This is a genomic window from Streptomyces sp. CB03238 (genome assembly GCF_002099185.1).
Lineage (GTDB): Bacteria > Actinomycetota > Actinomycetes > Streptomycetales > Streptomycetaceae > Streptomyces.
This window is the reverse complement of the sequence record NZ_NBCN01000024.1, coordinates 84290-107362: the sequence shown is the minus strand read 5'-3', so window position 1 is coordinate 107362 and position 23073 is coordinate 84290. Positions and strand designations below refer to the sequence as shown.

21 protein-coding genes are annotated in these 23073 nt (G+C 71.7%); 10 read left to right on the top strand and 11 right to left on the bottom strand.

What is annotated here, in order from left to right:
• Nucleotides 1-269: 269 nt before the first annotated feature.
• The gene (locus BKD26_RS32190; protein ID WP_206603744.1) at nt 270-527 is read left to right on the top strand and encodes a hypothetical protein; all 258 of its coding nucleotides are present in this window, start codon (nt 270-272) and stop codon (nt 525-527) included.
• Nucleotides 503-952 carry a hypothetical protein gene (locus BKD26_RS32185; protein ID WP_084905585.1) on the top strand — a complete coding sequence of 150 codons (450 nt, stop codon included), beginning with the start codon at nt 503-505 and terminating at the stop codon, nt 950-952. Before BKD26_RS32190 ends, BKD26_RS32185 begins: the two co-directional genes overlap by 25 nt.
• A gap of 30 nt (nt 953-982) precedes the next feature.
• On the opposite strand, the gene BKD26_RS32180 is transcribed toward BKD26_RS32185, so the two are convergent.
• From BKD26_RS32180 to mce, 5 genes are all read right to left on the bottom strand, one after another.
• Nucleotides 983-1762: an ABC transporter permease gene (locus BKD26_RS32180; RefSeq protein ID WP_084905583.1), complete on the bottom strand. Its 780-nt coding sequence runs from the start codon at nt 1760-1762 to the stop codon at nt 983-985.
• A gap of 3 nt (nt 1763-1765) precedes the next feature.
• The gene (locus BKD26_RS32175) at nt 1766-2701 is read right to left on the bottom strand and encodes an ABC transporter ATP-binding protein (RefSeq protein WP_084905581.1); all 936 of its coding nucleotides are present in this window, start codon (nt 2699-2701) and stop codon (nt 1766-1768) included.
• A gap of 176 nt (nt 2702-2877) precedes the next feature.
• Nucleotides 2878-3816, bottom strand: a complete 939-nt coding sequence (locus BKD26_RS32170; protein WP_073754387.1) for a cellulose-binding protein — start codon at nt 3814-3816, stop codon at nt 2878-2880.
• A gap of 115 nt (nt 3817-3931) precedes the next feature.
• Nucleotides 3932-7984 carry a polarized growth protein Scy gene (scy, locus tag BKD26_RS32165; protein WP_084905579.1) on the bottom strand — a complete coding sequence of 1351 codons (4053 nt, stop codon included), beginning with the start codon at nt 7982-7984 and terminating at the stop codon, nt 3932-3934.
• A gap of 188 nt (nt 7985-8172) precedes the next feature.
• Nucleotides 8173-8613, bottom strand: coding sequence for a methylmalonyl-CoA epimerase (gene mce / locus BKD26_RS32160; protein WP_084905577.1), 441 nt, complete (start codon nt 8611-8613; stop codon nt 8173-8175).
• Nucleotides 8614-8750: 137 nt separating this feature from the next.
• Here mce and BKD26_RS32155 point away from each other — a divergent pair, with 137 nt between their 5' ends.
• Together BKD26_RS32155 and meaB are read left to right on the top strand one after the other, a co-directional pair.
• Entirely contained in the window at nt 8751-9959 is a 1209-nt protein-coding gene (locus BKD26_RS32155) for an acetyl-CoA C-acetyltransferase (RefSeq protein ID WP_084905575.1), read from the top strand.
• Between the two features lie 28 nt (nt 9960-9987).
• Nucleotides 9988-10947 (top strand): methylmalonyl Co-A mutase-associated GTPase MeaB, encoded by a 960-nt coding sequence (gene meaB, locus BKD26_RS32150; RefSeq protein WP_084905574.1) that lies wholly within the window; start codon nt 9988-9990, stop codon nt 10945-10947.
• A gap of 353 nt (nt 10948-11300) precedes the next feature.
• Here the strand turns inward: meaB and BKD26_RS32145 are convergent, their stop codons facing one another.
• Entirely contained in the window at nt 11301-11666 is a 366-nt protein-coding gene (locus tag BKD26_RS32145) for a PepSY domain-containing protein (protein ID WP_084905572.1), read from the bottom strand.
• Nucleotides 11667-11784: 118 nt separating this feature from the next.
• On the opposite strand from BKD26_RS32145, the gene BKD26_RS32140 reads away from it, so the two are divergent.
• Together BKD26_RS32140 and BKD26_RS32135 are read left to right on the top strand one after the other, a co-directional pair.
• Entirely contained in the window at nt 11785-12444 is a 660-nt protein-coding gene (locus BKD26_RS32140) for a response regulator transcription factor (RefSeq protein WP_084905570.1), read from the top strand.
• Nucleotides 12441-13793: a HAMP domain-containing sensor histidine kinase gene (locus BKD26_RS32135; protein ID WP_084905568.1), complete on the top strand. Its 1353-nt coding sequence runs from the start codon at nt 12441-12443 to the stop codon at nt 13791-13793. Before BKD26_RS32140 ends, BKD26_RS32135 begins: the two co-directional genes overlap by 4 nt.
• 5 nt (nt 13794-13798) lie before the next feature.
• Here BKD26_RS32135 and BKD26_RS32130 read toward each other — a convergent pair whose 3' ends face one another.
• The 4 genes from BKD26_RS32130 to BKD26_RS32115 all read right to left on the bottom strand — a co-directional run bounded on the left by BKD26_RS32130 (nt 13799) and on the right by BKD26_RS32115 (nt 16471).
• Nucleotides 13799-14275 carry a MarR family transcriptional regulator gene (locus BKD26_RS32130; RefSeq protein ID WP_084905566.1) on the bottom strand — a complete coding sequence of 159 codons (477 nt, stop codon included), beginning with the start codon at nt 14273-14275 and terminating at the stop codon, nt 13799-13801.
• 137 nt (nt 14276-14412) lie between these two features.
• Nucleotides 14413-15186 (bottom strand): AIM24 family protein, encoded by a 774-nt coding sequence (locus BKD26_RS32125; protein ID WP_084905564.1) that lies wholly within the window; start codon nt 15184-15186, stop codon nt 14413-14415.
• Nucleotides 15183-15833 carry an AIM24 family protein gene (locus BKD26_RS32120; RefSeq protein ID WP_084905562.1) on the bottom strand — a complete coding sequence of 217 codons (651 nt, stop codon included), beginning with the start codon at nt 15831-15833 and terminating at the stop codon, nt 15183-15185. Before BKD26_RS32120 ends, BKD26_RS32125 begins: the two co-directional genes overlap by 4 nt.
• Nucleotides 15833-16471 carry an AIM24 family protein gene (locus BKD26_RS32115; protein ID WP_084905560.1) on the bottom strand — a complete coding sequence of 213 codons (639 nt, stop codon included), beginning with the start codon at nt 16469-16471 and terminating at the stop codon, nt 15833-15835. The genes BKD26_RS32120 and BKD26_RS32115 overlap by 1 nt, the downstream gene beginning before the upstream one ends.
• Before the next feature lie 148 nt (nt 16472-16619).
• On the opposite strand from BKD26_RS32115, the gene BKD26_RS32110 reads away from it, so the two are divergent.
• The 4 genes from BKD26_RS32110 (at nt 16620) to BKD26_RS32095 (ending at nt 21933) form a co-directional block, all read left to right on the top strand.
• Complete coding sequence (locus tag BKD26_RS32110) at nt 16620-16964, top strand: DUF3817 domain-containing protein (RefSeq protein WP_084905559.1); 345 nt, start codon at nt 16620-16622, stop codon at nt 16962-16964.
• Nucleotides 16961-17254, top strand: a complete 294-nt coding sequence (locus tag BKD26_RS32105; protein ID WP_084905556.1) for an MTH1187 family thiamine-binding protein — start codon at nt 16961-16963, stop codon at nt 17252-17254. Before BKD26_RS32110 ends, BKD26_RS32105 begins: the two co-directional genes overlap by 4 nt.
• Before the next feature lie 917 nt (nt 17255-18171).
• Nucleotides 18172-19971, top strand: coding sequence for a cellulose synthase catalytic subunit (locus BKD26_RS32100; protein ID WP_084905554.1), 1800 nt, complete (start codon nt 18172-18174; stop codon nt 19969-19971).
• A gap of 3 nt (nt 19972-19974) precedes the next feature.
• Entirely contained in the window at nt 19975-21933 is a 1959-nt protein-coding gene (locus BKD26_RS32095) for a kelch motif-containing protein (protein WP_084905552.1), read from the top strand.
• Between the two features lie 93 nt (nt 21934-22026).
• On the opposite strand, the gene BKD26_RS32090 is transcribed toward BKD26_RS32095, so the two are convergent.
• Nucleotides 22027-23046: a glycoside hydrolase family 6 protein gene (locus BKD26_RS32090; protein WP_084905550.1), complete on the bottom strand. Its 1020-nt coding sequence runs from the start codon at nt 23044-23046 to the stop codon at nt 22027-22029.
• Nucleotides 23047-23073 lie beyond the last annotated feature (27 nt).

The window sequence follows — 23073 nt, the reverse complement described above, 5'->3', positions numbered from 1 at the left end:
GACTTTCCGTGCGTACCGCGAGCGCGCGCATGTGTACGCATGCGTGCTGGGGATGTGCTGCGGTACGTACCGGTGCCGCGCGGCCGGCTCACTGACGATGCTAGGTCGGGGCCTGTGGACGATGGTGAGCCCCATGTGGACTATTGCGCGCGGCCGGTACGACCCTTCGGAGCGTCGCCGGACCACGGCCGTCGGTGTCGTCCAGCCGTACCGGCCGGTGACGTGGGATCGACCGGCAGAAGTCCTACCATTAGTGGGATAGTGGTGTCATGACTGTCGAGCACGCACCTCCCCCTGACACCACGGTGAAGAAGTCCGTCACCATCCCGAGATCGCTCGCCGAACAGATCGAGAGCCGCACCGGTGCCCGTGGGTTCTCGCGTTTCATCACGGAGGCCGCCGCGCAGGCGCTGGCACTCCAGAAGGCACAGGAGATCGTCGAAGACCATGTGGCGCGCAAGGGTGACTTCACTCCCGAGGAGATCGAGGAGGCCCGAGGCGTATGGCACGGCAGCGACGGACGATAGGAGCCTTCGACCTTGCCTCCAAGGTGGTGCTGGACGCCCGGCCCCTCTCACTTCTGGCGGACGACGACCGGAGGATGCACCTGATCCTCGACCTGGCCCAGCAGGATGGATACGCGCCAGTGGTCAGCGCCGTCAGTTTTGCGGAGGTGCGCCGGACCGGTAAGGCCGCGCAGCGCCTGCGTTGGCTGCGGTCACAGGTCGACATCGTCCCCGCGACCGTGACCGTTGCCGATTTCGCCGCCACATTGCTCGACGACGCCGGCCTCGACGGCCATGACAACGTCGTCGACGCGCTCGTGGTCGCCACGGCGACCTGTACCGAGGGACCCGTGAAGGTCGTCTCCACCGATGCCTCCCACATCCCCAAGCTCTGCCACGTGGCATCCGTCCGGCGGAAGGCCCCGGTGGAGTGGGTCCGCGTGTGACCGGCGTACAAGTGCCAAGAAGCCGGTACGTTACGCGTCCCGGCGCTTCAGCACCGCGTACCCGCCGAGCAGCGCCGCCGCGACCCACAGCAGCATGATGCCCATCCCGCCCCACGGGCCGTACGGGGCCGGGTCGCTGCCCAGGGCGCCCGGGACGACCTGCATGATCGTGGAACCCGCCTGGTCGGGGAAGTACTCGGCGACCTCCTTCGCCTTCGGCACGGCCGACAGGATCTGGGAGATGAGGAAGAAGAAGGGGACCAGGATGCCGAGCGAGAGCACCGTCGAGCGCAGCATCGCCGCGACGCCCATCGAGAACACCGCCATCAGGCCCATGTAGAGGCCGCCGCCGATCACCGCGCGCAGGACGTTCTCCTCGCCGATGCTCGTGCGGTGCTCACCCAGCAGGGCCTGGCCGAGGAAGAAGGACAGGAAGCTGGTCGCCAGGCCGACGGCCACCGCCAGCACGCCCGCCACGGCGATCTTGCTGAAGAGGAACGTCGCGCGCTGCGGTACCGCCGCCAGCGACGTACGGATCATCCCGGTGGTGTACTCCGTGCCGACCACCAGGACGCCGAAGACCACCATCGCCAGCTGGCCCAGCAGCATGCCGGAGAAGCTGACCACCGTCGCGTCGAACGTGGCCCGCTCGATGGGCGGCATCTCGTCGAACGTCTCCCGCACCAGCGCCGACAGCGCAGCGCCCATCGCGACGGTGACGACCAGCGCGCTCGCCAGCGTCCAGACCGTCGAGGACACCGTACGGATCTTGGTCCACTCCGACTGGAGGACCGCGGGGACGGATGCCATTCGTCAGACCTCCTTCGTCCACCGGGGCCCGGCCGTGGCGTGCGCGTGGTACTCGACCGCCGCCGCCGTCATCCGCATGAACGCCTCCTCCAGCGAGGCCCGCTGGGCGCTCAGCTCGTGCAGCGTGACCCCGTGGCGGGCCGCCAGCTCGCCGATCTGCTCCGTCGTCGCGTCGTCGACCTCCAGCGTGCCGTTGCCCGCCTCGACCGCCGTGAGGCCGGCGGAGTGGAGCGCGTCGCGCAGCTCCTCCCGCTGCGGCGAGCGCAGCCGTACATAACTGCGCGAGTTCTGGTGGATGAAATCGGCCATCGATGTGTCCGCGAGAAGCTTCCCCTGCCCGATCACGATCAAGTGGTCGGCCGTCAGGGCCATTTCACTCATCAGATGACTGGAAACGAAGATCGTCCGGCCTTCGGCGGCCAGCGCCTTCATCAGATTGCGGATCCAGTGAATTCCCTCGGGGTCCAGACCATTGACGGGTTCGTCGAACATCAAGATCTGCGGATCATCCAGCAGCGCGGCGGCGATTCCCAGTCGCTGCCCCATGCCCATCGAAAAACCTTTCGGCTTCTTCTTGGCCACGGCCGCCAGACCCACAAGATCCAGTACCTCCGGGACCCGGCGCTGCGGAATACGGTTCGACTGCGCCAGGCACAGCAGGTTGTTGTACGCGGTGCGCCCGCCGTGCAGGCCCCGCGCCTCCAGCAGCGCGCCGATGTACTTCAGCGGCTCGTCGAGCTCCCGGTAGTGACGGCCGTCGATACGGACCGTCCCGCTGGTCGGATGGTCCAGACCGAGCACCATCCGCATCGTGGTCGACTTGCCCGCCCCGTTGGGCCCGAGGAAGCCCGTCACCACGCCCGGGCGGACCTGGAAGGAGAGATGGTCGACCGCCGTCTTCGTACCGAAACGTTTCGTTAGACCCTCGAGCTCGATCACCCGTCCACGCTACGGGCGCCCGAAGCCCCCCGCCACCGGAATGACACGGCCCTCTTCCGCCGCGGAAGGGGTACGCGAAAGGCCCCGCAGGGCCCACGCGCGCACGGCCGTCCGGCGTGCACGTCATGGGACCCGCGGGGCCCTCGGGAGAACCGGTGGGCCCTGCCCCGCCGCGACTAGCGCGTCTGCTGCGCCGGGACGCCGCGCGAGACCGGCTCGTCGTCCACCGGGGAGCCGGCCGCGGCCACGGCCGCACCGGTCAGCGTGGCCAGCATCTCGCGGACGTTGGTCAGCTGGGCGTTGATCGAGTCGCGCCGGTTCGTCAGCGCCGCCAGCTCGCGCTCCGATTCGCTGCGGATACGATCCGCCTTGGCGTTCGCGTCCGCCACGATGTCCTCGGCCTGGCGCTGTGCCGTCTCCACCGTCTGACGGGCCCGGCGCTCCGCGTCCGTGCGCAGCTTCTCCGCCTCCAGGCGCAGCTGCTCCGCCCGGTGCTCGATCTCGGCGAGACGCTTCTCCGCCTTCGCCTGGCGCGACGCCAGGTCCCGCTCGGACTGCTCACGCCGCTTGGCGAGGTTCGTCTCGAAGTCGGCGGCGGCCTGCGCGGCCTTCGCCCGGGTCTCCTCGAAGAGGGCGTCCGCCTCCTCACGCTTCGACTGCGCGTCCTTCTGAGCCTCGGCGCGCAGCGAGTTCGCCTCGCCCTGGGCCTTCTCGACGATCCGGACGCCCTCGTCCTCGGCCTTGGCCTTGCGCTCCGCCGCGAACGACTCGGCGTCGTTGCGCACCTGCTGCGCCGCCGACTCGGCGAGCTCGCGGTGCTGCTCGGCGGCGCGACGGGCCTCCTCGCGCAGGTCCTTAGCCTCCTCCTCGGCGAGGCGGAGGATCTTCTCGACGCGGGCACCGAGACCGGCGTACGACGGCTCGGCGTCGCTGACCTGGGCCTGGGCGTTCTGCGTCTCGAGGTGGAGCTCCTCGATGCGCTTTTCCAGAGAGGTGATTCGGGCCAGAGCACTGTCTCGGTCGGCGACGAGCTTGGTAATGCGGTCATCCACCTGACCGCGGTCGTAACCACGCCGCACGAGCTCGAAGCCGAAGGGGGAGGAAGTGTCGCTCATGGGGTTCCTGTCGAATGAGACCGGTGAGGTGTTAGGGGGAATCCTAGGGGGCTATGCGGCGTGTCTTCGAGCGGATGCTTGTTCAAACTGGAGAATGTCCAGCCTTTTGAGTGGCTTACTCGTCGTTTGACTTGCCACTCGAACGGGTAACCCCTGCCGCCGCGGTGGCCTTGACCCCGCCCTCCTTCGTACCCCCCGAAGGCGCTTCGAAAGACTCCAACGCCTCCAGCACGTCCTGGACACGGGAGATTTCCGCCTGAATGTCCTCCCGGCGGCGCACCAGCACCTCCAGCTCCCGCTTGCCCTCGGAGATCATCTTCTCGGCCTCGCGCTGCGCGTCCGCCTTGATCTTCTCCGCCTCGCGGGTGAGCGTGGCCTTCTTCTGCTCGGCCTCCTTGAGCAGCCCCTCCGCCTTCTTCACCGCCGAGATACGGACCTTGCTCGCCTCCGAGTTCGCGTCGGCCAGCAGCTCCTTCGCCTTCGCCTCCGCCTCGGCCCGCTGCTCGGTCGCGGCCTTCACCAGCTTGTCGACCCGCTCGCCCGCCGACTTCAGCTGCTCGGCGCTCTCCCGGCGGGCCCGCTCGTGCAGCTCCTCGATCTCCGCCTCCGTACGCCGGCGGAGCTCCTCCGTCCGCTCCCTTATGGCCGTCGCGTCACCACGCGCCCCGACCAGCAGCTCGTCCGCGTCCGTACGGGCCTTCTCCACCAGCGAGTTGCCCTCGACGGTCGCCTCGGAGACGATCCGCTCGGCCTCCTTGCGGGCCGCGCCCACCATCGTGTCGGCCTGCGACTCCGCCTCCGCGGTGGCCCGCAGCGCCTCCTCCTGGGCCTTCGCGATGAGCTGGTCGGCCTGCTCGGCCGCGTCCGCCCGCCGCTTGGCTGCCGCCTCGCGCGCCTCGTCGACCACCCGGTCCGCCTCGGCCCGCGCCTCGGCACGCACCTGCTCGGCCGCCGTCTCCGTCTCGCTGCGCAGCCGCTCCGCCTCCGCGCGGATCCGCTCGGCCGCCTGCTGCGCGGACCCGACCGTCTCGGCCGCCTCCGCCCGCAGCCGCTCGGCCTCCGCCGCCGCCTCCGTACGCAGGCGTTCCGCCTCCGCCGTCGCCTCCGCGACCAGCCGCTCGACCCGCTCGGCCGTCTCCGCGCCGATCCGCTCGGCCTCGCCCGACGCCTCGCCGATCAGCTGGTCCGCCTGCGCCGCCGCGTCCGCCCGCCGCTTGTCGGCGGCCTTCCGCGCCTCGTCCAGGACCCGCTCGCCGTCCGCCCGGGCAGCCGCCCGCAGCGCCTCGGCCTGCGCCTCGCCGTCCGCCTTGACCTGCTCGGCCTCGCCGCGCAGCCGCGCCGCGTCCCGCTCCGCCGTCGCCAGCAGCTCGGCCGCCTCGGCCGCCATCCGCTCGGCCTCGCTCGTCGCCTCGCCGACCAGCCGGTCCGCCTGCGTCGCCGCCTCCGACCGGATGCGGTTGGCGTCCTCGCGGGCCTCCGCACGCGCGCGTGCCGCGTCCTGCTCCGCCGAGGCGAGCGAATCCGACGCCTCCGTCCGCATCCGCTGCGCGTACTCGGCCGTGTCGGCCCGCAGCCGCTCCGACTCCGCGATCGCGTCCGCCATCGTGCGCTCCGCGAGCGCCTTGGCGGCCTCCGTCTCCTCCTGCGCCCGCTGCCGCAGCCTGCCCGCGTCCTCCGCGGCCCGCTCCCGCTCCGCGTACGCGTCGGAACGGACCCGGTCCGCCTCCTCCTGCGCCTCGGTACGCGTCCGCTCCGCCACGTGCTCGGCCGCCGACCGCAGCCCGGCGATCTCCTCCTCGGCCTGCTCGTGCAGCCCCGCGACCGCGTCCCGCACCTGCTGCGCCGTCTGCTCGGCCGCCGACACCATCTCGGTCGCCCGCCGGTCCGCCTCCTCGACCAGCCGCTGCGCCTCGGTCTGCGCCTCCTCGACGCGCTTGCGCGCCGACGCCAGCAGCTCCTCGCTCTGCTCGCGCGCCCGCTCCCGCTCCTGGTCCGCCTCCGTGCGCGCGGCGCCCAGCGTCTCCTCCGCCTCGCGGCGGCGCCGGTTCGCCTCCTCCCGCGCGGCGGCCAGCTCCTCGGCGGCCTCCGCCGTCACCCGCTCGGCGGCGGCCTGCGCCTCCGCCCGCATCCGGCCGGCCGATTCCTGCGCCTCGCTCTTGAGCCGCTCCGCCTCCGCGGCGGCCTCGGAACTCAGCCGCAGCGCGCTGTTCTCGGCCTCCGCCCGGGTGGCCGACGCGTCCGACGCCGCCTCCGTGCGCAGCCGCTCCGCCTCCTGCTCGGCCTGCGCCTGGAGCGTACGGATCCGCTCGGCGGCCTCCGCGCGCTGGCGTTCCGTCTCCTCCGCGGCCTCGCGGCGGATCCGCTCGCCCTCGGCCCGCGCGTCGGTCAGCGCCTGCTCGGCGGCCCTGAGACGCGCCTCCGCCTCCGTGTGCAGGCGCGTCAGCTCCTCGGCGGCCTCCGCCTGCCGGGCCGCGATGCCCCGCTCGGTCTCCTCGCGCAGGGCGGCGGCGGCCTGCTCGGCCGCGGCCTTCACCGACTCGGCCTGCTCCTCGGCCTCCGTACGGAGCTGCTCGGCCTCCGTACGGGTGCGCTCCAGCGTCTCCTCGGCCTGCTTGCGCAGGGCCGTCGCCCGATCGATCGCCTCGGTACGGACCCGCTCGCTGTCGGCCGTCGCGGCCGTCCGCAGCTCGTCCGCGTCCGCCTTCGCCTTGGTCAGCAGCTCCTCGGCGGTCTTCGCCGCCTCCTCGATCTGCTGGACCGCCTCGCGCCGCGCCTCGCCCCGGATCCGCTCGCCCTCGGAGATCGCCTCCGCCCGCAGCTGCTCGGCCTCGCCGCGCAGCCGGCGCGCCTCCTCCTGGAGCTCGACCGTCTTGGCGCGGTACTCCTTGGTGTCGTCCTTCGCGGCGCCCTTGAGCTGCTCGGCCGTGTCGTGCGCCTCGGCCCGCAGCCGGTCCGCCTCGGCCTCCGCCTCGCGGCGGATCCGCTCGGCCTCCTCCGACGCCTTGCGGGTGGTCTCCTGCGCGTCGTCGGACGCCTTGGACAGCACCTCCTCGGCCGTACGCGCCGCCTTGGCGAGCTGCGCCGCCGAATCCTCGGCCGCCGCCGTACGGGCCTTCTCGCTCGCCTCCGCGACCAGCTTCTCCGCCGCCGCGCGGGCGTCGGCCAGCGCCTGCTCGGCCTCCGCCTTGAGGGCCTCGGACTCCTTCGTCGCCTCCCCGACCAGCCGGGCGATCTCCGCCTTCGCCGTACGGGTGCGCTGCTCCGTCTCCGACTCGGCCGTCGACAGCCGCTTGGCCGCCGCCTCGCGGGCCTCCGCGACGACCTTGTCGGCCTCCGCGCGGGCCTCGCGCAGCCGCTCCTCCGCCTCGGCCATCCGCTGCTCGGCCGCCCGGCTCAGCTCGGCGGCCTGCTGGCGCGCCTGGTCCGACTCGGCGGTCGTCGTGCTGCGCAGCTGCTCGGCGTGGCTGGTGGCCTCCTGCGCCTGCGTGGACGCCGCGTTCAGCAGCCGCTCGGCGTCCTTGCGGGCCCGCAGCAGGATCGCTTCGGCCTCCGCGCGGGCCGTCTCCGTCTCCGCGCTCAGCCGCCGGCGGGCCTCCTCGGCGAGCCGGGTGGCCTCCGCGCGGGCCGCCGCCAGGGCCTGCTCGGCCTCCGCGCGGGACTCCTCCATCAGACGGCGCGCCTGCGCCTCCGTACGGGCGCGCAGCTGCTCCGCCCACGCCACGTTCTCGTTGACGTGCGCCTCGACCGTCTGGCGCCGCTCGGACAGCTCCTGGTCGAGCCGCTGGCGCCGCTGCACCGCCTCGGCGTGCAACTCCGCCTGGAGGCGCGCCTGGTGCTCGGCGTGCTCCTGCAGTATCCGCTGCGTCTGGGCCCGCGCCTCGCGCAGCTCCCGCTCGGCGTCCGAGCGCAGCTGGTCGGCCTGGATCTGGGCGTTCCGCAGCAACTGTTCGGCCTGATAGCCCATGTCGGCGTTGTCGTACGCCGGCCGGGACGCGATCGTGCGGCGCGCCTCATGGAGCTTGGCGCGCAACACCTCGACCTGGTAACCGAGGTCCTCGGCGTGCTGGACGGCCTTCTCCCGCTCGGTCTTCAGCCGGTCCATCTCGGCTTCGAACCGCGAAAGGTGGTCGTCAGCCCGGTGGCTCTCCTGGCGTTCGTAGCCCCGCACTGCGCGGTCCCATCCGTCCCCTGGTCGCAACTCTCTTTGTACGAGCACCGTTCGCCGGCGAACGGCCCCCCGGGGAATGGTGTCAGATCGAATGGCTCGACCACGACGCCGCGGCACGGCCCCGATCCGGCCCCGGCCCGGAGCCGCCCACTCTACCGGGCCGGGAATCGGGAGGTCAGTGCTCCACTTCAGTGCTCCGTGGAGGACGGCCCGGCCGATGTGACCAGTTCGGTCAGGACGCCGTGACAGTCCTTGGGGTGCAGGAACGTGATACGGGACCCCATGGACCCGATGCGGGGCTCGTCGTACAGAACCCGCACACCCTTTTCACGGATCGCGGCGGCGTCGCCGTCCACGTCCGCCGTGCCGAAGGCGATGTGGTGGACACCCTCGCCGTTCTTGGCCAGCCACTTCGCGACGGTGGAGTCCTCGCGGGTCGGCTCCAGGAGCTGGAGGTAGGAGGCGCCGCCGTCGGAGGTCTCGTTGATCTTGAGCATGGCCTCACGGACCCCCTGCTCCTCGTTGACCTCGCTGTGGAACACCTCGAAGCCGTACGTGGCACGGTAGAACTCAACAGTCTTGTCGAGGTCGAAACAGGCGATCCCGATGTGGTCGATTCGCGTCAGCATGGGACCAGTGCAGCGCGGCGGAGGTGGTTACGCAACGTGCGCGCCATCACACTGGCTGCCCGGTGACCAGGACACGTACCGCTCAGTACATTGGCGGTAAACCCTCGTTCACTCTCCACTCCAAGGGGCCGTGCCTCATGTCTGGAACGACCGGTACCACCTCAGTCATCGTCGCGGGCGCACGCACGCCCATGGGCCGCCTGCTCGGCTCGCTGAAGACCTTCTCGGGCGCCGACCTCGGCGGCTTCGCCATCAAGGCCGCACTGGACCGGGCCGGCATCGGCGGCGACCAGGTGCAGTACGTGATCATGGGCCAGGTGCTCCAGGCCGGGGCAGGGCAGATCCCGGCGCGGCAGGCGGCCGTCAAGGCCGGCATCCCCATGAACGTCCCCGCGCTCACCATCAACAAGGTGTGTCTGTCCGGCCTCGACGCCATCGCGCTCGCGGACCAGCTGATCCGCGCCGGCGAGTTCGACGTCGTCGTCGCCGGCGGCCAGGAGTCCATGACCAACGCGCCGCACCTGCTGCCCAAGTCCCGCGAGGGCTACAAGTACGGCGCGATCGAGATGATCGACGCCATGGCGTACGACGGCCTCACCGACTCCTTCGAGAACATCGCCATGGGCGAGTCCACAGAGAAGCACAACACGCGCCTCGGCATCGCCCGCGAGGCGCAGGACGAGATCGCCGCCCTGTCCCACCAGCGGGCCGCCGCCGCGCAGAAGAACGGCATCTTCGAGGCCGAGATCACGCCCGTCGAGATCCCGCAGCGCAGGGGCGAGCCCGTCGTCTTCAGCAAGGACGAGGGCATCCGCGCGGAGACCACGGTCGAGTCGCTCGGCAAGCTGCGGCCCGCCTTCGCCAAGGACGGCACGATCACGGCCGGCACGTCGTCGCAGATCTCGGACGGTGCGGCGGCCGTGGTCGTGATGAGCAAGGCCAAGGCCGAGGAGCTCGGCCTGGAGTGGATCGCCGAGATCGGCGCCCACGGGAACGTGGCCGGGCCGGACAACTCGCTCCAGTCGCAGCCGTCGAACGCGATCGCGCATGCGTTGAAGAAGGAGGGCCTGGAGGTCTCGGACCTGGACCTGATCGAGATCAACGAGGCGTTCGCCGCCGTCGCCGTGCAGTCAATGAAGGACCTCGGGGTAACCCCCGAAAAGGTGAACGTCAACGGCGGCGCGATCGCGCTCGGGCACCCGATCGGCATGTCCGGCGCCCGTGTCGTCCTCCACCTGGCGCTGGAGCTCAAGCGGCGCGGCGGCGGGGTCGGCGCGGCGGCGCTGTGCGGTGGCGGCGGCCAGGGCGACGCCCTGATCGTGCGCGTTCCGGGCAACGGCAAGTAATCCTCGCTGCGAGTAAGGAGCTACGTACGTGAAGGTGGACGTCCCCGCACTGGTCGCCCAGGCACGGGAGGGCCGGCCCCGTGCCGTGGCCCGGCTGATCTCGCTCGTGGAGGGGGCGTCCCCGCAGCTCCGTGAGGTGATGGCGGCGCTGGCCCCGCTGTCCGGCGGCGCGTACGTGGTGGGCCTGACCGGCTCGCCCGGTGTCGGCAAGTCGACCTCGACGTCGGCGCTGGTCACCGCGTACCGGCGGGCCGGGAAGCGGGTGGGCGTGCTCGCCGTGGACCCGTCGTCGCCGTTCAGTGGCGGTGCGCTGCTCGGTGACCGGGTCCGGATGTCCGAGCACGCGTCGGACCCGGGCGTCTACATCCGGTCGATGGCCACCCGGGGCCACCTGGGTGGGCTCGCGTGGGCGGCGCCGCAGGCGATCCGGGTGCTGGATGCCGCCGGGTGCGATGTCGTCCTCGTGGAGACCGTCGGCGTCGGGCAGTCCGAGGTGGAGATCGCCTCCCAGGCCGATACGTCGGTGGTGCTGCTCGCGCCCGGGATGGGCGACGGGATCCAGGCCGCCAAGGCGGGGATCCTGGAGATCGGTGACGTGTACGTCGTCAACAAGGCCGACCGGGACGGCGCCGACGCGACGGCGCGGGAGCTGAACCACATGCTGGGCCTCGGCGAGGCGCGCGGGCCCGGCGACTGGCGGCCGCCGATCGTGAAGACGGTCGCCGCGCGGGGCGAGGGCGTCGACGAGGTCGTCGAGGCGCTGGAGAAGCACCGCGCGTGGATGGAGGAACGGGGCGTCCTCGCGGAACGCCGCCGGGCGCGGGCGGCCCACGAGGTTGAGACCATCGCGGTCACCGCGCTCCGCGAGCGGATCGGCGACCTCCACGGCGACCGCCGCCTGGACACGCTGGCGGACCGCATCGTCGCGGGCGAACTGGACCCCTACGCGGCAGCGGACGAACTCGTCGCGGGCCTGACGGGGCAGTAGCGGCGCGGTGCCGGGTCTCCGTTGTGGGCAGTCGTTCCCGTCGGGCCCCGCCCTCCCGTTGTGGGCAGTCGTTCCGCAGGGCGGAACGGGTGGGCACAACGGAACGGGGCGGTGCCCTTGCCCGGTGCCCCCTGGGGCGGTGCGCCTTCCCGGTTCCACCCGGGGCGGTGCCCGAGCGGCGGTCACCCCCGGTGGGTGGGGGCGGAGCCCCTCCGGGCTCGCCTCTCGCCCAGAGGGGGCACCCCCACGAGGCCGGCGGCCTTGGGCACCGGTAAGGGAGCCGTTACGGCGCCGCCAACCTCTGCGGGGGCGACCCTGCACGGCCCCACCCGGCCGTACGCCGTCTGCGGGCGTCAGTCGTCCTGGTCGGTGTCCTGCGTGGCCTTGCCCGTCTGCGCGTCGACGTCCCAGTCCTGGACCTTGCCGTCCTTCGCCAGGAGCTCGACGTCCCATGACCTGTCGTCCAGCTCCAGGGACACGACCGTGCCGTGGTTCGCGACCGCCTTCAGCGCCTCGTCGGCGGTGACCTTGATGCCCTGGACGGCGCGCTGGGCCTCCTCGGCGTCAGAGGCGTCGTCGCGGTCGTCGTCGACCTGCGTCGCGGTGTGGGGGGCCTTCGAGGGCGCCTTGTCGTCCGCCGACGAGGCGAACGCGGCCGCCGTGCCACCCGTGAGCAGCGCCGCCGCGGTGACCGTGGCGATGATGAGGTTGCGCTTCATGGAAGGTCCCTTCCGGAGAGTCGTTTCTCGGTACGGGAAACACGATGCCGCCGGCTCGCTGAACGCAGCCTGAAGGCGGCTGAAGGCTTCTTCAGGTTCCGTTTGGGACCCTGAACGCATGCGCCTGTTGATCGTGGAGGACGAGAAGCGGCTCGCCCTGTCGCTGGCCGCCGGGCTGCGGGCCGAGGGGTTCGCCGTGGATGTGGTGCATGACGGGGCCGAGGGCCTGCACCGGGCGGGGACCGGTACGTACGACCTGGTCGTGCTGGACATCATGCTGCCCGGCATGAACGGCTACCACGTGTGCGGGGCGCTGCGGGCGGCCGGGCACGATGTGCCGATCCTGATGCTCACCGCCAAGGACGGTGAGTACGACGAGGCGGAGGGCCTCGACACGGGCGCCGACGACTACCTGACCAAGCCGTTCTCGTATGTGGTGCTGGTGGCGAGGGTGAAGGCGCTGCTGCGGCGGCGCGGGGGCAGTCCGTCGCCGGTGCTGAGGGTGGGGGCGCTGAGGGTGGACACGGCCGGTCGGCGGGTGTGGGTGGGGGAGGGGGAGGTGGCCCTCACGGCGAAGGAGTTCGCCGTGCTGGAGCAGCTGGCCACGCGGGTGGGTGAGGTGGTGTCGAAGGCGGACATCCTGGAGCACGTCTGGGACTTCGCGTACGAGGGCGACCCGAACATCGTCGAGGTGTACGTGAGCGCGCTGCGGCGGAAGCTGGGGGCCGGGGTCATCACGACCGTGCGGGGTGCCGGGTACCGGATGGAGGAGCGGTGAGGTCGGTACGCGCCCGGACCGCGGTGGGGGCGACGCTCGTCGTCGCGCTGGCTCTGGTGGTGGCGGGGGTCGCCCTGCTGGGGGTGCTGCGGGGCAATCTCGTGGACCAGGCGGAGCTCGAGGCGGAGGTGTCGGCGCGTTCGGTGGCCTCGCAGATCGCCAACGGCACGCCCTTCGCGAAGCTGGACCTGCCCGACGACACCGAGGAGCACCCGGTGCAGGTGGTGGACGAGGAGGGCCGGGTGGTGGCTGTCGGGGAGGACATCGAGACCATCGGGGGAACGGGGAGCCCCGGTACGAAGGCGGTCGCGGGCGGCGCCGCCGGGCGCGGTGAGGTGTCGGAGGACGTGGACCACTCGACGGGGGAGGTCACCGTCGACGGTGAGACGGCGACGTACCGCTTCGCCGCCGTCGAGGTCTCCGGGGTGACCGTGTACGCCGGCGCGCCGCTGGCTACGGAGGCGGCGACCGTCGCGGGTGTGCGGGACGCGATGCTCGCCGCGCTGCCGCTGCTGTTGCTGGTCGTGGCGGGCGTGACATGGCTGGTGACCCGGCGGGCGCTGAAGCCGGTGGAGGGCATCCGGCGGGAGATGGCGGCGATCACGGCGTCGGAGGACCTGTCGCGGCGGGTGCCGGAACCGGCGACGCGGGACGAGGTGGCCCGGCTGGCGCGGACGACGAACGAGACGCTGGCCGCGCTGGAGGCGAGCGTGGAGCGGCAGCGGCGGTTCGTCGCCGACGCGTCGCACGAGCTGCGCAGCCCCATCGCGAGCCTGCGCACCCAGCTGGAGGTGGGGGCGGCCCACCCGGATCTGCTGGACGTTCCGGGGGCGGTCGCCGACACCGTACGGCTGCAGCAGCTCGCCGCCGACCTGCTGTTGCTGGCCCGCCTGGACGCGGGCGAGCGGCCCGGGCAGGGGCGGGTCGACCTGGCCGCCCTGGTGCGGGAGGAGGTGGCCCAGCGGGCGGGTGACCGGGTGCCGGTACGCGTCGAGGCGGAGGACGCCGAGGCCGTCGGCTCGCGCGCCCAGCTGGCCCGGGTGCTGGGCAACCTCCTCGACAACGCCCAGCGGCACGCGGAGGCCTCCGTGGCCGTGACGGTGCGCCGCGAGGGCCGGCACGTCGTGCTCACCGTCGCGGACGACGGGGCCGGCGTGCCGGAGCCCGAGCGGGAGCGGATCTTCGAACGGTTCGTACGCCTCGACGATGCCCGTAGCCGCGACGAGGGCGGGGCGGGCCTGGGCCTGGCCATCGCCCGTGACGTGGCGGTGCGTCACGGTGGCACGCTCACGGTCGGGCGCGCCGTGGAGGGTGGTGCGCTGTTCGCGCTGCGCCTGCCGGTGGGGTGAGGCCCTTACGGTTTGCCGCGGAGGTCCCGCAGTTGGTCCGCGATGGGGGTGAGCGACTTGTGCAGGTCGCCGAGGGCCTCGGGGCTCAGCAGGTCGATGAAGTGCTTGCGCACGGAGTCGACGTGGTGCGGTGCTACCTTCTGCATGGTTTCCATGCCCTGCTCGGTCAGGACCGCGTACAGGCCGCGTCGGTCGGACTCGCAGTTCTCGCGGCGGACCAGGCCGGCGTTCTCCATGCGGGTGATCTGGTGGGAGAGCCGGCTCTTGGACTGAAGCGTCGCGGCGGCCAGGTCGCTCATCCGGAGGCGTCGGTCGGGCGCCTCGGAGAGGTTGACCAGGATCTCGTAGTCGTTGATGGTCAGGCCGAACGGCTGGAGGTCCTTCTCCAGCTGGTACGTCAGCAGCCTGTTGACGTCCAGATAGGTGCGCCAGGCGCACTGCTCGGCATCGGTCAGCCAGTTGGTGGCCGTCTCGGTCTCCATATATGGATTCTACCTAAGAAGTTGAATTCTGGACGAATGAGGGTCGGTGACGCCGGGCACGCCGGCCCCCCGTCCTCGCGGCCGCACCGGGTCAAGGGCGCAGACGTTCGAGGGCGTCACACTCAGCAGACTACCGCTCACAGTCCGAAGCGACGCTGGAGGTCCCCCAGCTGTCCGGGAAGACGCGGTGCCGACCCGTGGTGACCATGGCCGGATCCCGCCCCCGGCACCCCCGGCTCGTGCGGCACCGCACCCGTCGCCTGCTCCGGCATCAGCGCCTCCGTCGACTGGAGGATCACCGTTCCCGCCCCGGCGAACTCGAACTGGTGCTCCTCGCCCGACGCCCCGCCGAGCCCCGTCAGCGCCCGCAGGCCGCCCATCACACCCGTCATGTAGCCGTGGTCGTAGTGGTGGCACGGGGAGGGGCAGTCCGCCCAGCCGACCAGGGCCTGCGGGTCGGCACGGAGCGGAGGCTCCATGAAGACCACCGGGCCGTTGGAGGCCGCGACGAACTTCCCGGTGCCGATGAGGGTGAGGAAGCCCGGCACGATCGACTGCTTCAGGGCGAGGGAAGGCTGGTAGGCGAGGAGGTTGCCGGCCCGGATCGTGAGGTTGCCGTCGTCCAGGTCGAAGGAGTTGACGTCGAACGCGCGGTCCGCGAGCAGCATCTTGCCGCTGCCCTCCGCCACCACCCAGTCGCTCGCGTGGAGGGGCGAGTGGAAGCTGGAGCGGACGAGCCGGTCCAGGCGGCCGTGCCCGATGCCGTTGAAGTCGATCCGCCCGTAATAGGCGATCATCTTGCCCTTCTGCAGGAACCACTGGGAGCCCTTCAGCTCCACGCAGAAGGTGTACGGATTGACGTTGTCGTCGCTGGGGAGGGTGGTGGGGTCATGGATGACGGGCGTGCTCACAGCTTCTCCTCCGACGCCTGGACGTACACCGCACCATTGCCGCTCAGCTCCAGCTGGAACGCCTCGCCCGAGCCGCGCCCCACCATGTCGCGCCAGCCGAGCGCGGTGGACAGCTTGTTGCGTACGTCGCCGTGGTGGGCGACGTAGGCCTGCGGGTCGACGTGCACGGGGCGGTTCGGGGTGATGGGCAGTTCGATCACTCCGCCGTGCGCCATCACGGCGACCGCGCCATGGCCCTTGAGGGTCGTGGTGAACAGGCCCTGTCCGGTCACCTGGCCGCGCACCATGCCCATGACGCCGCCCTGGGAGCCCATGAACATCGTGCCCTGCTGGAGCGTGCCGTCGAAGGCGAGCAGGCGGTCGGCCTCGACGTACAGGGTGTCGCCGGTGAGGTTGACGACCTGGATGTGGTGGCCGCCGTGACCGAACATGACGGTGCCGCTGCCCTCCACGGTCATCAGGGGCGTCGCCTCGTCGGCCACGCGGCGGCCGATCATCGACATCACACCGCCCTGGCCGCCGGCCGTGTTCGGCGTGAAAGTGACGTCACCGCGGTAGGCCAGCATTGCGCCACGCTGGCTGAACATCTTCTGTCCGGGGGAGACGGTCGCCTCGACCATCTTCGAATTGACCTCGCGGAACGGCATCAGACGTCCCCTCCGACCGTGTTGCGCTCGCTCGGCTGTACGTACACGAGACCGTCGCCCTCGAAGCGGATCTGGAAGGCCTCGCCGCCACCCTCGCCCATGAGAGTGCGGAAGGTCACACCGGACTGGAAGTTCTGCTGGAGGTTGCCCTGATGGGCGATGTACGCGCCCGGGTCGACCGACAGCGGGTACTGCGGCGTCACGCGCAGCACCACGGCCGGTCCGTCCGACATGATCGCGGCCTGGCCGCTGCCCTCGACGGTCGTGGTGAACAGGCCGGTGCCGGTCGCCCCGCCGCGCAGGCCGGTGAAGCTGGTGCCGGTACGCAGGGTGCTGTCGGCGCAGAGCAGGTTGCTGGACTCGACGTACAGCTTGTCGCCGTGGAGGGAGACCAGGTTGATCTCGGAGGCGCGGTCGGCGAAGTAGCAGGTGCCCTGCCCCTTCACCTCCATCAGCTCCATCTGCTCGCCGGTGAGGCGGCGGGTGACCATCCCGCGGAGGCCCTCGCCGCCGCCGGACATCTTCTTGAAGGCCATCTGGCCGTCGTACGCGACCATCGAGCCGTTCTTCGCTTTGACGGCGTCGCCGGTCATGTCGACGGCGAGCACCTTGCTGCCTTGGAGTCGGAACGTTGCCACGCGACGACGGTAACCGGTGGGCGGGGGCGCGGGGAGAGACCTGGGGAGGATCCCGACCCCGACAAAGGGCGGGCACAGAGGCCTGTCACAATGGGCGGGTTGCTTGTGCATCGATTCACAAGATCGCTCACGACGAAGGTGCTGCCTCGTGGACATCAAGACCGCCGCCTCCCTCCACCGCCTCCGACTGGTCTCCGCCCCGGAGGCCGTGTCGTTCATCCTGCTGCTCGTCTGCTCGGTGCTGAAGCGCACGACGGAGTTCAACGCGGTCCCGGTCATGGGCGCGGTCCACGGCGTGCTGTTCATCCTGTACGTGCTCTTCTGGCTGGACGCCTGGAACCGTACGAAGTGGGACGTGAAGACCGCCGCGCTGTACTTCGTGCTGTCCGTGCTGCCCTTCGGCGGCTTCTTCGCCGACCGCAAGCTCCGGCGCGCCGCCGACGACGCGGTCATCGCCTCCCGCGCCCGCCGCGAGGGCAAGGTGAGCGCGTGATCGTCGCGTTCTCCGTCACGCCGCTCGGCGTCGGCGAGGAGGTCGGCGAGTACGTCGCGGACGCGGTGCGCGTGGTCCGCGAGTCGGGCCTGCCGAACCGTACGGACGCGATGTTCACGTCCGTCGAGGGCGAGTGGGACGAGGTCATGGACGTGGTGAAGCGAGCCGTCGCCGCGGTGGAGGCGCGCGCGCCGCGCGTCTCGCTGGTCCTGAAGGCCGACATCCGCCCCGGCGTCACGGACGGCCTGACGTCCAAGGTCGACACGGTCGAACGCCACCTGTCCGCCTGACCCCCTTGGAGAACCCCGGCCGGTGACCCTACGGCCGGGGTTCTTCCACGCCGCGCCCCGGTCCGGCCAGGGTGCCCACCTCGTCTCCGTACGGTCGGCACCCGGCCGAGACACCACCGCCGTGGCGGACGCCGGTGGTCGGGCCCCGTCGATGGGCGCGCAGCGCCGTGGCCGGGTGCCACCCCGTGACCCCGGCCGGTCCTGGCCGCGGGGACGCGCCCGCCGGTTGGCGAGCACCGCCGTGGCCGGGCGCCACCCGCCGGGGGCCGCGCACTCCGCGCCGACGTTCGTGGCGCGCCCGCCGCCGCGCTCCGGCCCAGGTTCCGTGCTGGTGGCCGCCTCGGGGGCGGCCGCCGCCGGTGGTGTGGCGCCCCGTGCCGGTGTCCGCGCCGCCGCGCTCCGGGGCGGGTTCCGTGCTGGTGGCCTTCGGGCCGGCCGCCGACGGTTGGGAATCCTCTGCCGTGCTCCTCCGACGCCGCCGCGCCTTCGGCCGGGTGTCGGGGCTGGCGCGCAGTGCCGGGGCGCCGTCACTGCCGTGGGGGCCCCGTCGGATGGGGGCCTTCGCCGGTGTGGCTTCGGGGCGCCGCTGCCGGGTTGGCGCCCAGCGCCGGGGCGACGCCAGTGCCGCGACCGGCCGCCGACGGTCGGGTGGCCTCCCCGCCGGTGTCCGACCCCGGGGGCGGCGGCACCGCCTGGGGTGGCCGCGCCTCCGGGCCGGGCGCCGCGGGGGCGGTCGGCCCACCGGCGCCCGACACGCGTCGGTCGCCGAGGCGGCCCGCCGGGCCTCGCCGGGGCGGAACGCGCCGCCTCAAACCTCGCGTACGGGAGAAACGCCCGCTCGGACGCCTCCAGTCGACACGTCGCCAAATCTCCCCTTTCGTGGGGGTATAGCGACCCGCTCGACAGCTGGAGGCACCGTGCGGCCGGAGGGCTACGACTACGACACCTACAGCCGTCTCGCCGGTCCCCTGACGGAACCGGACCGGACGGCGTATCAGGTCCGGTACCGCAGCCTGCTCTCCCAGGAACCGCACCGAATACGGGCGGTCCTGCTGATGACGCTCGCCCCGGTGCTCTCGGCCGTCCTGCTGGTGTACCTCGTCTGGCCCACCCACTGGACCACCCGCGAGGGCGGCGACCGGTGGCTGGTCAGGTTCGACGCCGTGATGCTCGTGTCCATCGGGCTCATCTGCCTGTTCATGCTGGTCAACGTCGTCTCCATCGCCCACGCCACGATGGTCGCCCGCGATCCCGTCCCGGTCTTCCCCAAGAAGGGCACCCGCGTCGCGTTCCTCACCACCTACGTACCGGGCAAAGAACCCCTCTCCATGGTCCGCGCCACCCTCGAAGGGGCCGTCCGCGTCACGCACGACGGACGGCTGGACGTGTGGCTGCTCGACGAGGGTGACGACGAACAGGCGAAGGCGCTGTGCCGGGAGCTCGGCGTACGCCACTTCACCCGCGCCGGCGTCCCCGCCTGGAACCGCCCCAAGGGCGTGCACAAGGCCAGGACCAAGCACGGCAACTACAACGCCTGGATCGCCATGCACGGCGACGACTACGACTTCTTCGCCTCCGTCGACACCGACCACATACCGCTGCCCAACTTCCTGGAACGCACCCTCGGCTACTTCCGCGACCCCGACATCGCCTTCGTCGTCGGCCCTCAGGTGTACGGCAACTACACCTCACCCGTCACCAAGGCCGCCGAGTCCCAGCAGTTCCTCTTCCACGCCCTCATCCAGCGCGCCGGCAACCGCTACCACGCGCCCATGTTCGTGGGCACCAACAACGTCGTACGCGTCGCCGCCGTCAAGCAGATCGGCGGGCTGTACGACTCGATCACCGAGGACATGGCCACCGGCTTCGAGCTGCACCGCACCAAGAACCCGCGCACCGGGCACCTGTGGCGGTCCGTCTACACCCCGGACGTGCTGGCGGTGGGGGAGGGGCCCGCCTCCTGGACCGACTTCTTCAGCCAGCAGCTGCGCTGGTCGCGCGGCACGTACGAGACGCTCTTCAAGCAGTACGGGAAGGCGTTCTTCCAGGTGCCGCCGGGGCGGCTGCTCAACTACACCCTGATGCTCGTCTACTACCCGATGACCGCCGTCAACTGGTTCCTCGGCATCTTGTCCTGCGTCCTGTTCCTCTGGCTCGGCGCCTCCGGCACCCAGGTGTCGTCCTCCGTCTGGCTGATGCTCTACAGCGACGCCGCCGCCCTCCAGATCGGCCTGTACCTGTGGAACCGCCGCCACAACGTCTCCCCCCACGAACCGGAGGGGTCCGGCGGTCTGGCCGGCATGGCGATGTCCGCGCTCTGCGCGCCCATCTACCTCAAGTCGCTCGTCTCGGCCCTGTTGCGCACCCAGGGCCGGTTCGTCGTCACCCCCAAGGGCGGCGAGGCGAGCCCCGACCGGCCCGCCACCTTCCGTATCCACCTGTACTGGGCGGCCGTGCTGGTCGCCTCGCTCGCCGCCTCCGTGTTCCTCGACCACACGCACGCCGCCATGCGCACCTGGGCGGTGCTCGCCCTCGCCATCGCGCTCGCCCCGGTCGGCGTCTGGGGCTGGGGCGTGCTCCAGGAGCGCCGGGCCCGCGCCCGCCTCCGCGCCCCGGAACCCGAGCCCGCCCCGCAGGTGGCGGCGAAGGCGAAGGTCACGCCGAAGACCGGCGACGAGCCCGAGCCCGCGTTCGCCACGACGACAGGAGGGAACTGAACCATGGCCTACCGGCCGTCGAAGAAGCTCAAGAAGACCCTGCTGGGCGGCGGAGCGGTGGTCCTGCTCGCGGGCCTCAACGCGCCCGCCGCGCTCTCCTTCGCCGAGGCGAAGTACCACGCGTACAAGATCTCCCAGCCCGGCTACAAGGCCAAGTACGGCTCCTGGCAGCAGCTCGACGTGCCCGGCGAGTACCGGCTCAACGCCATCCACGCCGCCCTGCTCCACACCGGCAAGGTGCTGCTCATCGCGGGCTCCGGCAACGACCAGAGGAAGTTCGACGCGGGCACCTTCGACACCATCCTGTGGGACCCGGTCAAAAACACCTACAAGAAGATCCCGACCCCGGAGGACTTCTTCTGCGCCGGACACAGCCAGCTCCCCGACGGGCGCCTCCTGGTGGCCGGCGGCACCGCCCGCTACGAGGTCCTCGACGGCGAGGTCAAGCGCGCCGGCGGCGGCATGCGCGTCAAGAACGAGAGCCCGGACAAGGCCATCACCCTCAAGAAGGGCACCGTCTTCCGCTCGCCGTCGGGCGTCGAGTACGTGTCGAAGTTCGACGTGACGGTCCCCAAGGCCAAGCGCGAGTTCAAGATCTCGTACTTCAAGAGCGGCCAGATGAAACCCTGGGAGACCAAGGTCACCGCCGCCGAGGCCCGTGTCTTCGTCGAGGCGAAGAAGGCGGGCCCCAAGGCCCTGACCACCGAGGCCGCCCAGTACAAGGTCGTCGGCCTCAAGGGCAAGGACGCCGGCAACGTCTACGGCATCGCCCAGAAACTCACCACCGAGAAGCAGGACTTCCAGGGCATCAAGGCGGCGTACGAGTTCGATCCCAAGGCCGAGAAGTACGTCCCCGTCGCGCCCATGAAGGACGCCCGCTGGTACCCGACGCTGGTGACGCTCCAGGACGGCAGGGTCCTCGCCGTCTCCGGCCTCAACGACGTCGGCGACGTCGTCCCCGGCGACAACGAGATCTACGACCCGAAGACGAAGAAGTGGACCAAGGGCCCCTTCCGCTACTTCCCCACCTATCCCGCGCTCTTCCTCACCCAGGGCGGCAAACTCTTCTACACCGGCTCCAACGCCGGCTACGGGCCCGCCGAGAAGGGCCGCGTACCCGGCCTGTGGGACCTGAAGAAGAACACCTTCCAGGAGATCGGGGGCATCACCGACCCCGACCAGCTGGAGACGTCCGCTTCCCTGATCCTGCCGCCCGCCCAGGACCAGAAGCTGATGGTGCTCGGCGGCGGCGGGGTCGGCGAGTCCGCGCTGTCGACCCCCCGTACGGCGGTCATCGACCTCAAGGCCGCCAGGCCCGCCTTCCGGACCGGCCCCTCGCTGCCCCAGGGCACCCGCTACCTGAGCAGCGTGCTCCTCCCCGACGACACCGTCTTCACCACCGGCGGGTCCAAGGAGTACCGGGGCCGCAGCGGCAGCGACATCCTCAAGGCCCAGTTCTACGAGCCGAAGACCGACTCCTTCCGGCAGGCCGCCGACCCGACCGTCGGCCGCAACTACCACTCGGAGGCGCTGCTGCTGCCGGACGGGCGGGTGGCGACGTTCGGCTCGGACCCGCTGTTCGACGACAAGGACAACACCAAGCTCGGGTCGTTCGAGCAGCGAGTGGAGGTCTTCACCCCGCCGTACCTGCACGGCGCCGGGGCCGACGCCCGGCCGGTGCTGGGCGAGGGCCCCCAGGAGCTCGACCAGAACGGCCGGGCCACCTTCCGTACCAAGGACGCCGCCCGCATCGCCAAGGCGCGGCTGATGCGGCCCAGCGCGGTCACGCACACGACGGACGTGGAGCAGCGCTCCATCGAGCTGGGCCTGACCAAGGGCGCGGACGCGGTGACCATCGAGGCGCCGCTGGACAGGACCCTGGTCCCGCCCGGCTGGTACATGCTGTTCGTGGTCGACAAGGACGGGCGGCCCTCGGTGGCGAAGTGGATCCAGGTCGACTGAGCCGGGTCACGCCTCGCCCCGGTGGTCACGCCTTGAGCCGCGTCACGCCTTGAGCCGCGTCACGTCCGGAGCCGCGTCACGTCCTGAGCCGGGCTACCCCTTCGCGCGGCGCGCCAGGCCCAGCGCGTATTCCGGCCACCACGTCCCGGCGGCCGGGCCGCCCCGGCAGGTGCCGTCCGATTCGCCGGGGCGCTTGATCCACAGGTAGGCGTCCACCCGCTCGTCGCCGGTGTTCTCGGTCGGCGGCGTGCCGAGCGCCCGCCCCGGCGGATTGCACCAGGCCTCCTCGCCGTCGCCCGCGAGCGGGCCGGCGCCATTGCGGCTGGTGTCGATGACGAAGTGGGCGCCGCCCAGGAGCGCCGACAGTTCCGTACCGAAGGCGGTGACCGTAGGCGTGGTCTGGAAGTTCGACACGTTCAGCGAGTAGCCGTCCGCCTTGGCGACACCGGCGCGCCGCAGCGGCTCCACCAGCTTGCCCGGGTCCTTGATCCAGGCCGGGTTGCCCGCGTCCAGGTACACCTTGGTGCGCGGCTGCCGCTTGAGCCGGTCCACCGCCTCGGCGAGCAGCTGGTAGCGCTCCTCGTGGTGCTGGGCGGGCGTGCAGCCGTCCACCAGGTGCGGCACGGCGTCCGGCTCCAGGACGACGATGGCGGGCGCGTCCCCGATGGCCTCGGCGAACGAGCCGATCCACTCCCGGTACGCCTCCGGGTTCGCCGCGCCGCCCGCCGAGTACAGGCCGCAGTCGCGGTGGGGGATGTTGTACGCGACCAGGACGACCGTCTGTTTCCCCGGTGCCGCCCCGCGCACGGCCTGCCGGATGTCCGCCGCCGGGTTGTTCCAGGCCGGCCACTGGGCGGCCGGCCGCTCGGAGATCCGCCGCAGCAGCTTGGCGTCCCCGGTGCGGCCCTCGGCCTCGTACGCCGTGACCTGGCGGGCCGCCGGGCTGTTCGGGTCGACCCAGAACGGCGAGCCCTTGGCGGGCGCGCTCCGGCCGACGGGTTCCTGGGCGGGTCCCTCCTCGCCCCCGCCGCCCCCGCCGGAGGAGCAGCCGCCGGCCAGGGCGGCGGCCAGGAGAAGGGCCGTGACAACGCGAAACGATCTGTGGCCGGACATCCAGCCCCCTCGTATGGCTGTGAGCTA

Bases quoted from the DNA above. Each gene is read 5' to 3' on its own strand.
- BKD26_RS32190 (WP_206603744.1), top strand. From the start codon at position 270: ATGACTGTCGAGCACGCACCTCCCCCTGACACCACGGTGAAGAAGTCC.
- BKD26_RS32185 (WP_084905585.1), top strand. From the start codon at position 503: ATGGCACGGCAGCGACGGACGATAGGAGCCTTCGACCTTGCCTCCAAG.
- BKD26_RS32180 (WP_084905583.1), bottom strand. From the start codon at position 1,762: ATGGCATCCGTCCCCGCGGTCCTCCAGTCGGAGTGGACCAAGATCCGT.
- BKD26_RS32170 (WP_073754387.1), bottom strand. From the start codon at position 3,816: ATGAGCGACACTTCCTCCCCCTTCGGCTTCGAGCTCGTGCGGCGTGGT.
- mce (WP_084905577.1), bottom strand. From the start codon at position 8,613: ATGCTGACGCGAATCGACCACATCGGGATCGCCTGTTTCGACCTCGAC.
- BKD26_RS32155 (WP_084905575.1), top strand. From the start codon at position 8,751: ATGTCTGGAACGACCGGTACCACCTCAGTCATCGTCGCGGGCGCACGC.
- BKD26_RS32145 (WP_084905572.1), bottom strand. From the start codon at position 11,666: ATGAAGCGCAACCTCATCATCGCCACGGTCACCGCGGCGGCGCTGCTC.
- BKD26_RS32140 (WP_084905570.1), top strand. From the start codon at position 11,785: ATGCGCCTGTTGATCGTGGAGGACGAGAAGCGGCTCGCCCTGTCGCTG.
- BKD26_RS32130 (WP_084905566.1), bottom strand. From the start codon at position 14,275: ATGGAGACCGAGACGGCCACCAACTGGCTGACCGATGCCGAGCAGTGC.
- BKD26_RS32120 (WP_084905562.1), bottom strand. From the start codon at position 15,833: ATGCCGTTCCGCGAGGTCAATTCGAAGATGGTCGAGGCGACCGTCTCC.
- BKD26_RS32095 (WP_084905552.1), top strand. From the start codon at position 19,975: ATGGCCTACCGGCCGTCGAAGAAGCTCAAGAAGACCCTGCTGGGCGGC.
- BKD26_RS32090 (WP_084905550.1), bottom strand. From the start codon at position 23,046: ATGTCCGGCCACAGATCGTTTCGCGTTGTCACGGCCCTTCTCCTGGCC.